The organism is Aeromonas sp., assembly GCF_050633025.1.
Taxonomy (GTDB): domain Bacteria; phylum Pseudomonadota; class Gammaproteobacteria; order Enterobacterales; family Aeromonadaceae; genus Aeromonas.
Map to the genome: position 1 here is coordinate 50251 of NZ_JBODRQ010000004.1, position 11356 is coordinate 61606.

The following is an 11356-nucleotide window of genomic DNA, read 5'->3' on the forward strand; positions in this document are numbered from 1 at the left end:
GGCGGGCACTTCACCAGATAAAACAGAAGAGGCGACCCCTGGGGTCGCCTCTTCGTGTTTCGTCATCTCGGTCACACAAGCTCGCTCGTTGTCAGGCAAGCTCGGGACACATGAGGATAATTATTTCTGACGCTTGCGGGCGTACTTGCGACGGGCGCGGGCCTGACGCTCCTCTTCCCGCTCTGCCTTCTCTTTGGCTTTTTGCTCGGCTTCTGCGGCGGCTTCGACAATCTCGACGCTCACCATCTCCGGCGTCTCCAGCGAGATGCGGCCAAGCAGGCCGGAGCGGAACTCGTTGATCAGGATCTCGGACGCCTTGTGCAGGTCGGCCAGCCCTCCTTTGCGCACGAAGGCGCGCTGGCGAGCGATCATCTCCAGCAGCTCGATCTCGGTCTCGGGCAACTCGTCAATCTGGTAGCGCGCCTTGATCCGCTCCGGATAGGCCTTGATGAAGTAGTCAGCGGCGAACATGGCGATATCGGCATAGTCGAACACAGTGTCTTTAATGGCCGCGGTGATGGCCAGACGATAACCGCAGGAGGGCGGGTTGAGCTTGGGCCAGAGGAAACCCGGGGTATCGGTCAGGATGACGTTGTTATCCAGCTTGATCCGCTGCTGGGACTTGGTCACCCCCGCCTCGTTGCCGGTGCGGGCGATGATGCGCCCGGCCAGGGTATTGATCAGGGTGGACTTGCCCACGTTGGGGATCCCCATGATCATCGCCCGCACGCCGCGCAGCTCAAAATTGCGTTCCGGCAGCATCTCGTGGCAGAGGGTCAGCAGTTGCTTGATCTTCTCCGGCTCTTGTTGCGTCAGCGGCAGCGCCTTGATCCCCTTCTCTTTTTCCATGTGCGCCACCCACAGTTCGGTGATCGCCGGATCGGCGAGGTCCGCTTTGTTCAGCACCTTGATCACCGGGGTATCACCACGCAGCTCGGGCACCAGCGGGTTTTCGCTGGAGAAGGGGATGCGGGCATCGAGCATCTCGATGATCACATCGACCTGGGGCATGACCTCGGCAATCTCTTTGCGGGCCTTGTGCATGTGACCGGGGAACCAGTTGATGGACATATCCGTTACTCTCTGTGGGGGCTGCGGGCGCGCGCATGGAACAACAGGCGCTCTGCCGCGGGCATCGAACGAAGGGGGCGCATTTTACCTGCTGCGGGCCTCTTTTGACAGGTCATTCTAGCCTTAGCGCTATCAAATCAGCCAACCGCCAGTAAAAGCATCGCATTGCGGTCTGCACGATTTCTTCGACTGAGATCCCAACCCTTCAGCAGGTAGAAAGACAACGCAGACAGGAATGTTACACTCTGCTTATTCGACTCTGGCTCACGACCTTAATGCGCACTCTCTGCCTGCCCTTTTTTACCCTGCTGCTGTTGCTGGTGAATACCGGAGCTCAGGCTATTGTGCTGATAGCAGCCGAACTGCCCCCCTACATTATTCAGGGCGCCCATGGTACGCCAAGCGGTGTGGCCATCGAAATCATGGAGGAAGCGGCCCGCCGTCTGGATGAACCGCTCACCATCGAGCTGATGCCGCTTCCACGGGCGCTGACCCAGACAATGCATCGCCCGGATGTATTGATGATACCGCCCGTACGCAGCAGCCAGCGCGAGCACCTCTATCAGTGGGTAACACCAATCCTCGATGAGCAATTTTTGATCGTCAGCGATCGCCGTTTTCAACCAAAAGCACTGAAAAGCAGCGATTTGAAAAACCTGAACGTGGGCGTGCTGCGCTACTCGTTTGGTCAACACCTGCTCAAACAACGCATCGGGATCCGAGGAGAAACAGTGGCAGATGAGCAACTCAACGCTCATAAACTCTATCGCGGACGCATTGATGCCTGGGTCGCCGCATGGAATGTCATCCTGTATGCCCAACAACAAGACAAACGCTCATCACAACAGCTGGTTCGCGGGGAAGTGTTGATGAACACCCAGCTGTTCCTGGCCGCCCACAAGGATTTCCCCTTCAAAGAGGCGCAACGCTGGCAAGCCGTAATCGACAAGATGCGCCGTGATGGCACACTGACGCGGATTATCCGTCAGTACAACTACCAGGCTCCTGAGTAGTCACTCAATCACGGTTGCCAAGGCCGGCCAGAATGGTTATGGTAGCCCCATGAAAATACTCACTATTTCCTCGCATTTGCTCACACCCTGCTGAGCCCCCGCCTCGCTCCTTCGGCCGCGAGTCGCTTGGGGGCATGGCATTTTCAATCGATTGAACCTGTTGAATCCATTTTTGTAACACCCTGTGTGATGGCCAACCTGCACCCGCCGGTATGGGCCTATCCGCTATTGATAAGGAATATCTTATGAAACAACCTCATCTGGTTATCTCCAGCCTTGATCTGGACCGTATCGAACAACTGCTCGGCAACCACCCACAGCATCTGGCCCTGCAAGAGGAGCTGGACCGCGCCGAGATCCGCGAACCGGCCGACATGCCGCCGGACGTGGTCACCATGAACAGCAAGGTTCGCTTCAAGATGCAGAGCAGCGGCAACGAGTTCTGCCTCACCCTGGTCTACCCGCGCGATGCCAAGGGCGACGAGAGCAACATCTCGGTACTGGCGCCGGTGGGCAGCGCCCTGCTCGGTCTGAAAGTGGGCGACAGCATCGCCTGGCCTGGCCCGGCCGGTCGCACCATCGAGGTCGAAATTCTGGAAGTGGTCTATCAGCCGGAGCGCGCCGGCGAACTGCACCGCTGAGTCCCCCGGGCTGGTCATCCCCCTGTTGATCAGCCCGCTTGTTCGCCTTTGCCAGCTGATCCCGATCAAGCTTTGCGCACCTTGCCCCCCGGTTTTTAGCCCCTTTTCCTGCTGCTGCTTGAGCCTGACTCGGGGGGCAGGTATCTTGTTGGCCGCGTCATGGTCATGACGCACCGAATTTCAGGCTGACATCATGATAAAAATTGCCCTCATCGACGATCACCAGATCGTCCGTTCCGGTTTTGCCCAACTGCTCAATCTGGAGCCCGATCTGCAGGTGGTTGCCGAATTCGGCTCCGCCAGCGACGCCCTTGCCGGTCTACCCGGCAGTGGCGCTCGGGTCTGCGTCTGCGACATCTCGATGCCCGACCAGTCGGGGCTGGATCTGCTCAAACAGCTCCCCTCCGGCCTTGCGGTGGTGATGCTCTCGGTTCACGACAGTCCGGCCCTCATCGAGCAGGCACTGCAGACCGGTGCCAAGGGGTTTCTCTCCAAACGCTGCAGTCCGGACGAGCTGATCGCCGCCGTGCGCACCGCCGCACAGGGGGGGTGTTATCTTACGCCGGACATCGCCCAGAAACTGGCCAGCAGCAGCCGGGATCCCCTCACCAATCGGGAGCGGGAGATAGCCCAGTTACTCGCGCAGGGGCTGGAGGTGAAGGCCATCGCCGAACAGCTCGGCCTCTCCCCCAAAACCGTCCACGTCCATCGCGCCAACCTGATGGACAAGCTCAAGGTCAGCAACAACGTCGAGCTGGCCCACCGCATGCTGGATAGCTGGTGATCTCCCGTTTTGCCAGCTATGTCGCCATCGCGCTGGCGGCCTGCTTCATCTTTGCCGCTGGCTGGTTTTGCCTCTGGAGCATCAGCCTGCATCTGGCGGGTGGCCCGGCGCTGGCGGTGCTGCTCTTCCCCTTCGGCCTGCGTCTCGGTCTGCTGCTGCAAAGTCCCGGCCACTACTGGCCGCCGCTGCTATTGTGCGAAGGGCTGCTGCTCTACTGGCTCAATCTGGAGGTGGGGCTGCCCCACTGGCCTTGGCTGGTCGCGGGCTGTCTGCTGACCCTGCTACCGCTGCTGATTGCCCGCCGCCAGCAGGTGCGCAACGACTGGCAGCAACTGTTGCTGCTGCTCGCCACCGTCACGGCGGCGGCGCTGCTGCAAGCCCTGCTCTGGCATCTGGCCGGGGAAGATGGCCTCTCGGCCCTGCTGCTCAGCCTGACCGGCGGGCTGACGCTGACCTCCACTTGCATGCTGATCTGGCACTACCTCACCCGCGCCACTTGGGTGCCACTGGGGCCTGCGCTGGTGGATCAGCCGGTAGAGTGGCGCTTTCGCCATCTGGTCTGGTATCTGCTGCTGTTCGTATTGAGCCTCTGGCTGCAACTGGGATTGCCCAACTCGCTGGTACGCTTCACCCCGTTTTGTCTGGCCATCCCCATCATCGCCATGGCGTGGCGCTACGGCTGGCAAGGGGCGCTGCTCGCCACCCTGATGAACACCATCGCCCTGCTGGCCAGTCAGGCCTGGCACGATCACCCGCTGGATCTGCTGCTCTCCCTGCTGGCCCAGAGCCTCACCGGCCTGCTGCTCGGCGCCGGGATCCAGCGCCAGCGCGAACTCAATCAGGCGCTGACCCGCCAGCTCGCCCACAATCGCCAGCTCACCGAGCGGCTGCTGGAGACCGAGGAGAGCATCCGCAAGGAGGTGGCGCGCGAGCTGCACGATGACATCGGCCAGACCATCACAGCCATTCGTACCCAAGCCGGGATCGTGCGCCGCCTCGCCCCCGACAATGCCGGGGTGGGCCAGAGCAGCGCCCTGATCGACACACTGTCGCTCGGGATCTACGACGCGGTGCGCGGCCTGCTCGGGCGGCTGCGCCCGCGCCAGCTCGACGACATGACGCTGGAACAGGCGGTACGGGCACTGCTGCGGGAGCTGGAGCTGGAGCGTCACGGCATCGTCACCCGGCTGGAGTGGCAACTGGCGGACGGGGATCTCTCCGATGCCCAGCGGGTCACCCTGTTTCGGGTCTGTCAGGAGGGGCTCAACAACGTGGTCAAACATGCCAACGCCCACTCGGTCACCATTCGCACCCGGGCCAGCGGCGAGCAGTTGCAACTGGTGCTGGAAGATGATGGCCGCGGTCTGCCGGAAAGCCGTCCGCAACAGGGCTATGGCCTGCTCGGCATTCGCGAGCGGGTACAGGCGCTCGGTGGCAGTCTGCAACTCTCCTGCATCCACGGCACCCAGCTGACGGTCAACCTGCCCAGTCGCAGAAGGGAAGAGAGTCATGGCTAATCACCACCAGAGGGCCTGCCTGTGCTGAGTTTTATGAGAAGCGCGCCGCCCCGGCCCCTTATCCGGGATCAGGCCGAGATCGATGCCACCTATCGCCACTGGCGGCTGCACCTGCTGCTGACCATGTATCTGGGCTACGCGGTCTTCTACTTCACTCGCAAGAGCTTCAACTTCGCCATGCCGGACATGCTGGCGAGCGACATGCTGGACAAGTCCGACATCGGCATGCTCTGGACCCTGTTCTACATCACCTACGGCTGCTCCAAGTTCTTCTCCGGCATCATCAGTGACCGCGCCAACCCGCGCTACTTCATGGGGATCGGCTTGATGGCCACCGGTGTCATCAATATCCTGTTCGGTCTCTCGTCGGCACTCTGGATGTTTGCCGCCCTTTGGGTCGCCAACGCCTTCTTCCAGGGCTGGGGCTGGCCCCCCTGCTCCAAGCTGCTCACCAGCTGGTATTCGCGTACCGAGCGCGGGGTCTGGTGGTCTGCCTGGAACACAGCCCATAACGTCGGCGGGGCGCTCATCCCCCTTATCGTCAGCACCATCGCCCTGCAACATAGCTGGCGCTACGGTATGATAGTGCCCGGCCTTATCGCCATCCTTGCGGGGTTGTTCCTCTGCTGGCGGCTGCGTGATACCCCGAGCGCCATGGGGCTACCGACAGTAGGCGAGTGGCGCAAGGATGCCATGGAGCTGGCCCAGCAGACCCAGGATGCGGGGCTCTCCCACCGCCAGATCCTGCGCAAATATGTGCTGGGCAACCCCTATATCTGGCTGCTCGCCTGCTGCTACGTGTTGGTCTATGTGGTGCGCACCGCCATCAACGACTGGGGCAACCTCTACATGACCGAGCAGCGCGGCTTCAATCTGATGAGCGCCAACTCGGCCATCTCCATGTTCGAGGTGGGGGGCTTTATCGGCGCCCTGGTGGCGGGCTGGGGATCGGACAAGCTGTTCAACGGCAACCGTGGCCCGATGAACCTCATCTTTGCGGTGGGGATCCTGCTGGCGGTGGGATCGCTCTGGCTGATGCCCTTCTTCAGCTATGTGATGCAGGCGGCCTGCTTCTTCACCATCGGCTTTTTCGTGTTTGGCCCCCAGATGCTGATCGGCATGGCGGCGGCGGAGTGCTCCCACAAGAACTCGGCGGGAGCGGCCACCGGCTTTGTCGGTCTATTCGCCTACATGGGGGCGGCGCTGTCGGGCTATCCGCTGGCCAAGGTGATGGAGATCTGGCACTGGAACGGCTTCTTCGTGGTGATCTCGGTGGCGGCGGGCGTCTCGGCCCTGCTGCTGCTCCCCTTCCTCAAGGCGCAGGCACCGAGAACGGCTCAAGCGGCGTCAGAGTAACGGACGGCAGCTGACTAGCCATACCCTGCAAGCAGAAACGAAAAGGGCGGCGGATCACCGCGTTCTGATTTTATTCCTGAACCTATTCCTGCATCAGGCAGCCTGACAGACCCGGTTCTTTCCTTCCCGCTTGGCCCGATAGAGGGCGTCGTCCGCGCGCCGGAACAGGTGGTCGAAATGCAACTCTCCCTGCCAGTGGGCAACCCCCATGCTGACAGTAATATGGATCCCCTCCACCTCGCTGGCCGCAAGCTGAACCAGCAGTGACTGGCAACGGGCGCTCGCCTCCTCTGCGGTGGCATGGCGAAACAGCAGCACAAACTCCTCGCCCCCAAAGCGACTGGCCAATACTCCCTCCAGCTCGCGCAGTGCCAACCCGACCCGCTCCAGCACCCGATCACCTACCTCATGACCATGCCGATCGTTGATCTGCTTGAAGTCATCCAGATCGAGCACCACCAACGCCCCCTGCTCTGCAGGGCGTCCCCGGGCCAGACGCTCCATAAAACCACGGCGATTGAACAAGCCGGTCAACGGGTCATGACAGGCCTGATAGCGCAGCTCCAACGCCCGGTGCTGGTTACAGAGCAGCAACACCCCGAAGGTGAGCATGGAGCTACCCACCAGCATGGAGACATAGGGCAACACGTTGAACAGCTGACGCTGGAACGGGCTTTCGATCACCTCGCCCCACACGGTAAACATCCGCATCAGGGTCATGGCAATCAGCACCAGATTGAGGCCAATCAGCACCCAGACCGCCACCTGATAATCGGGTCGGCCGTGACGCCAGAGCTGCCAGATGATAAGCGTACTGAGCACGAGGAAGGTGGCGCTGCTGATCATCACCCGCACCGCAATCCGGCCATCGATGGCGACTGACCAGGTCATGATGATGGCAAACAACAGAATGGTGCCACAGCAGGCACGCCAGCCAGGCGATTGACCGAAGAAAGATCGTTGGGCAACCAGCAGCAACGACACATGAAAAATCAGGAAGACATTGCCCACCCAGGAGCCGTAGGGAGTGGGGGTCAGCAGCAGACTGACAAATCCCGCCTGACCCAGCATGGCAAACAGGCTGGACCACCACCAGACCCCGACGCCGGGAATATCGTGGTGAGTCACGCGAATGATGGTGAGAGTGAGGAAACCGAGACAATAGCCACATAAGGCCATGATCATCAAGGTAAAAATATCCAGCTTAAGCAGTAGTGAGGCGTCCATACCAAAGCCATGCAGAGAGGGTAACTGAGTATATGAGAAGCGTTTGCCAAGACCCAGTGGGAATTGATGGTTTTCACAATAAAGCCCGTTCATTTGCTGACAAACAGCGCAATGAGTGTGATATCCCACCAATGCATATTCGTATCAGCCCCACGAAAAGCCTCTTACGGATCCCGCCAGCACAATGAGAGCTGCAAGCGGCACCCAGGCTTTGTAACAAAATGTCTTGGGCATAATTTGGGCTTGAACCCACTCAATTAGATAGATATGTTGTTTTCGTGTGATTTTATGAATGAAGCCATGAGTAATAAATGTCTCTAACCTGTTGAGTCTTCTGACACAATCTGTTTTTGGTACATTTTTCACTCAACCACTATTCATAGCGTCTCATATGGGGCTTTTGCCCCGCTCAAGACATTCATCCTGTCTTGCCTGTTGCCGGATGCAGCAGTCTCTTGTGCCACGGAGTCGCACGGGATCAGGTTCAAGGCCGAACACACCACCGACAGAGACGTCACTTATGATCAAAAAACTGATTCTTTCTACCCTGTTGTTTTGCGGGATCGCCACGGCGGCTCCGACCCCAGCCCCTACCTCCACCCTGGATGCCGTGCTCGAACGCGGCGTGCTGCGAGTCGGCTTCGATGCGGGCTATCAACCCTTCGAGATGACCAACAAGCAGGGCCAGTACATCGGTTTTGACGTGGATCTCGCCAAGATGGTCGCCAAAGAGATGGGCGTGAAGGTCGAGTTCGTCAACACCGCCTGGGATGGCATCATTCCGGCGCTCCTGACCAACAAGTTCGACGTCATCATGGGCGGCATGACCGTCACCCCCCAGCGCAACCTGCGGGTCAACTTCGCCGACCCTTACATCGTGGTCGGCCAGACCATCGTCCTGCGCAAAGAGAAGGCGGGTGAAATCAAATCCTTCACCGACCTCAACGACCCGAAGTACAAGATCGCGGTCAAGCTCGGCACCACTGGCGAGCAGGCAGTCAAGCGCCTGATCCCCAAAGCGACCCTGCTGCAGTTTGAAACTCAGGATGACGCCAAGCTGGAAGTGATCAACGGCAAGGTCGATGCGTTCGTCTATGACCTGCCCTACAACGCTATTTTTGCCTCCCAGAATCAGGGCGCCGTGGTGCACCTCGACAAGCCGTTCACCTTCGAGCCGCTGGCTTGGGCCATCCGCAAAGGGGATCAGGACACCCTCAACTGGTTCAACAACTACCTGCGCCAGATCAAGGGCGACGGCAGCTACGACCGTCTCTACAAGAAGTGGTTCGAATCCAACGCCTGGCTGAACCAGCTCAAATAACCTCCTGGGGGCGGCACATGCCGCCCCTGCACCATGCAGCTCCCCACACAATAACGAGAAGAGGTTGTGACTGTGCACACACCCAAACCGACAAGACAGATGGAAAAACAGCCCAACCCGCTACTCTGGCATGGGGTTTTCCTGCTGATGCTGCTGGTTGCCGTATTCGGCATCTACAAGGCTGTCCAGTCCGTGGATTACACCTGGCGCTGGGAACGTATTCCCCAATACATCGCCTATCAGGCCGAGCAGAAGAATCTGGCCGAATTTGACGGCACCGTGATGGCGGGCACCAGCGAGGTCGAGAAGGGCAAGCTGTTCCTGCAAGACGATCTCGACCCCAATGTGCGGCAAGCCATTGCCAGCACCGGCGTACAAGTCGCCGAAGGAGATACCGTTTTTCGTGGCGATACCCTCGACACCCAACTGAGCTGGACCGCAGGCCCCATCGCCTGGGGCGTCTGGGTCACCGTCAAGCTCTCGCTGGTGGCGGGCATCTTCGCCATCCTGCTCGGCACCCTGGCCGGGCTGGCCCGACTCTCCCCCAATCCCGCCCTGCGGAATCTGGCCATCACCTACGTTGAGCTGATCCGCGGCACGCCGCTGCTGGTGCAGATCTTCATCGTCTACTTCTTTATCGGCACCGTGCTGAACCTCGACCGCTTCACCGCCGGGGTCGCCGCGCTGGCGGTCTTTACCGGCGCCTATGTGGCGGAGATCGTCCGCGCCGGTATCAGCTCCATCCACAAGGGGCAGATGGAGGCCGGTCGCAGCCTGGGCATGACCTCGGCCCAGACCATGCGCTATGTCATCCTGCCGCAGGCGTTCAAGCGGGTGCTGCCGCCGCTGGCAGGCCAGTTCATCAACCTGATCAAGGACTCCTCGCTGGTCTCGGTCATCTCCATCACCGATCTGACCAAGGCGGGGCGCGAAGTGGTGAGCTCCACCTTCAGTCCGTTCGAGGTGTGGTTTACCGTTGCCCTGCTCTATCTGGTGCTTACCGGCACCCTCTCTTTCCTGGTACGCCGTCTCGAGGTGAAATATGCTCGCAGCAACTAAGCCTAATCCCATCATCAAGGCGACTGGAGTAGAGAAGTTCTACGGCACCGAGGTTCACGCCCTGAAAAATGTCAGCACCGAAGTGGCTGAAGGAGAAGTGGTGGTGATCGTCGGCCCCAGTGGCTCGGGCAAATCGACCTTCCTGCGCACCCTCAACCAGCTGGAGACCATCAACGACGGCAACATCGTGGTCGACGGCATCTGCCTGACCGAGCCGGGCGATGTCAACAAGCTGCGGGAAGAGGTGGGCATGGTGTTCCAGTCCTTCAACCTCTTCCCCCACCTGACGGTGCTGGACAACATCTGCCTCGCCCCTCAGAAGGTGCGGGGCCTGTCGCGCAAAGAGGCTGAAGATCGCGCCAAAGCCCTGCTGTTGAAAGTAGGACTATCTAACAAGGCCAAGAGCTACCCCTCCCAGTTATCCGGCGGCCAGCAACAGCGGGTAGCCATTGCCCGAGCACTCGCCATGCAGCCGCGCATCATGCTGTTTGACGAGCCCACCAGTGCGCTCGACCCGGAAATGGTGGGCGAAGTGCTGGATGTGATGAAGGGACTCGCCCGCGAGGGGATGACCATGGTGGTGGTGACCCACGAGATGGGCTTTGCCCGGGAAGTGGCGGATCGGGTGCTCTTTATGGAGAGTGGCGAACTGCTGGTGGATGAGAAGCCTGCCGACTTCTTCGACAATCCCTCCTCCCCGCGCCTGCGCCAGTTCCTGAGTCAGGTGCTATAGCCAACACTCACAGCCGGATAAACAAAGAGGGATGCCCAGATCCCTCTTTTTGTGCGCCACGCGAGAGCAGACTCAACCCTGCTGAATCCTAGCACTCACTTTATCGGCTCAGCGCGGGGTCTTTCCCAGATAGCGTTCCACAATCACCTTCATCCCGTCACGCTTTTTGAGCTGATAGAGCCCCTTGTCAAACTGGTCGATAAAGGCCTGCTTGTATGGATACTCCCCCTTGCGGCTGTAGCCGAGAAACCCCTGCTCCTTGCTGAGCACAGGCCCCTGTTTGAGCAGTGACATATCGGCCACCGCCAACTGCTCTCCCTTGAACATGCTGAGGAGCTCATAGAGCAGGGAGAGGCGATCGTTGATAGTGCAATCCACCCGCCCCCGCACAATTTTGAGCAGATTTTCCCGATTGCTCTTGACCTCTTCCACATCGATCTTCTTCTCTTTCACCGCCTGCCAGAAGGCATCGCCACCGATGGCAAAACCGGCATTCATACCAAAACGCAGGCCGCCATAGTCGGCTGGGAGTAGGGCCAGATATAAGGGCGGGTATCGGGCAGGTAGTAGGGTGGAAAAATGGCGAAGGCACGGCCCTGCTCCACCATGCTGAGGCCGCGGCGCCATGGCATCG

General features: G+C 60.0%; 10 protein-coding genes and 1 pseudogene. 8 read left to right on the forward strand and 3 right to left on the reverse strand.

Going from position 1 to position 11356, the window contains the following annotated elements; genetic code table 11:
• Positions 1–120: 120 nt before the first annotated feature.
• Positions 121–1071 carry a ribosome biogenesis GTPase YlqF gene (gene ylqF, locus ACRAUW_RS01210; protein ID WP_431360836.1) on the reverse strand — a complete coding sequence of 317 codons (951 nt, stop codon included), beginning with the start codon at positions 1069–1071 and terminating at the stop codon, positions 121–123.
• A 275-nt stretch (positions 1072–1346) separates the two neighbouring features.
• Between ylqF and ACRAUW_RS01215 the strand changes: the two genes are divergently transcribed.
• The 5 genes from ACRAUW_RS01215 (at position 1347) to ACRAUW_RS01235 (ending at position 6382) form a co-directional block, all read left to right on the forward strand.
• Positions 1347–2084: a substrate-binding periplasmic protein gene (locus tag ACRAUW_RS01215; protein ID WP_431360837.1), complete on the forward strand. Its 738-nt coding sequence runs from the start codon at positions 1347–1349 to the stop codon at positions 2082–2084.
• A 245-nt stretch (positions 2085–2329) separates the two neighbouring features.
• Positions 2330–2725, forward strand: coding sequence for a nucleoside diphosphate kinase regulator (gene rnk / locus ACRAUW_RS01220; protein WP_005334070.1), 396 nt, complete (start codon positions 2330–2332; stop codon positions 2723–2725).
• 193 nt (positions 2726–2918) lie between these two features.
• Complete coding sequence (gene uhpA, locus ACRAUW_RS01225) at positions 2919–3509, forward strand: transcriptional regulator UhpA (RefSeq protein WP_005334071.1); 591 nt, start codon at positions 2919–2921, stop codon at positions 3507–3509.
• Positions 3506–5026 (forward strand): signal transduction histidine-protein kinase/phosphatase UhpB, encoded by a 1521-nt coding sequence (gene uhpB, locus ACRAUW_RS01230; RefSeq protein WP_431360838.1) that lies wholly within the window; start codon positions 3506–3508, stop codon positions 5024–5026. Before uhpA ends, uhpB begins: the two co-directional genes overlap by 4 nt.
• Positions 5027–5047: 21 nt before the next feature.
• A complete protein-coding gene (locus ACRAUW_RS01235) occupies positions 5048–6382 on the forward strand; it encodes an MFS transporter (RefSeq protein ID WP_431360839.1) in 1335 nt (444 codons plus the stop codon).
• A gap of 93 nt (positions 6383–6475) precedes the next feature.
• Here the strand turns inward: ACRAUW_RS01235 and ACRAUW_RS01240 are convergent, their stop codons facing one another.
• Positions 6476–7609, reverse strand: a complete 1134-nt coding sequence (locus ACRAUW_RS01240) for a diguanylate cyclase (RefSeq protein ID WP_431360840.1) — start codon at positions 7607–7609, stop codon at positions 6476–6478.
• Positions 7610–8129: 520 nt separating this feature from the next.
• Here ACRAUW_RS01240 and ACRAUW_RS01245 point away from each other — a divergent pair.
• The 3 genes from ACRAUW_RS01245 to ACRAUW_RS01255 all read left to right on the forward strand — a co-directional run bounded on the left by ACRAUW_RS01245 (position 8130) and on the right by ACRAUW_RS01255 (position 10722).
• Positions 8130–8930: a transporter substrate-binding domain-containing protein gene (locus tag ACRAUW_RS01245; RefSeq protein WP_005334079.1), complete on the forward strand. Its 801-nt coding sequence runs from the start codon at positions 8130–8132 to the stop codon at positions 8928–8930.
• A 99-nt stretch (positions 8931–9029) separates the two neighbouring features.
• Entirely contained in the window at positions 9030–9989 is a 960-nt protein-coding gene (locus ACRAUW_RS01250) for an amino acid ABC transporter permease (RefSeq protein ID WP_431360841.1), read from the forward strand.
• Positions 9973–10722 carry an amino acid ABC transporter ATP-binding protein gene (locus ACRAUW_RS01255; protein ID WP_431360842.1) on the forward strand — a complete coding sequence of 250 codons (750 nt, stop codon included), beginning with the start codon at positions 9973–9975 and terminating at the stop codon, positions 10720–10722. Before ACRAUW_RS01250 ends, ACRAUW_RS01255 begins: the two co-directional genes overlap by 17 nt.
• Positions 10723–10830: 108 nt before the next feature.
• On the opposite strand, the pseudogene ACRAUW_RS01260 reads toward ACRAUW_RS01255, so the two are convergent.
• A pseudogene (locus ACRAUW_RS01260) lies at positions 10831–11356 on the reverse strand (substrate-binding periplasmic protein); the annotation flags it as partial.

What these genes read in the sequence shown, in the direction of transcription:
- ACRAUW_RS01240 (WP_431360840.1), bottom strand. Translation starts at nt 7,609, where the DNA reads ATGGACGCCTCACTACTGCTTAAGCTGGATATTTTTACCTTGATGATC.
- ACRAUW_RS01215 (WP_431360837.1), top strand. Translation starts at nt 1,347, where the DNA reads ATGCGCACTCTCTGCCTGCCCTTTTTTACCCTGCTGCTGTTGCTGGTG.
- ACRAUW_RS01250 (WP_431360841.1), top strand. Translation starts at nt 9,030, where the DNA reads ATGGAAAAACAGCCCAACCCGCTACTCTGGCATGGGGTTTTCCTGCTG.
- ACRAUW_RS01245 (WP_005334079.1), top strand. Translation starts at nt 8,130, where the DNA reads ATGATCAAAAAACTGATTCTTTCTACCCTGTTGTTTTGCGGGATCGCC.
- uhpA (WP_005334071.1), top strand. Translation starts at nt 2,919, where the DNA reads ATGATAAAAATTGCCCTCATCGACGATCACCAGATCGTCCGTTCCGGT.
- ylqF (WP_431360836.1), bottom strand. Translation starts at nt 1,071, where the DNA reads ATGTCCATCAACTGGTTCCCCGGTCACATGCACAAGGCCCGCAAAGAG.
- rnk (WP_005334070.1), top strand. Translation starts at nt 2,330, where the DNA reads ATGAAACAACCTCATCTGGTTATCTCCAGCCTTGATCTGGACCGTATC.
- ACRAUW_RS01255 (WP_431360842.1), top strand. Translation starts at nt 9,973, where the DNA reads ATGCTCGCAGCAACTAAGCCTAATCCCATCATCAAGGCGACTGGAGTA.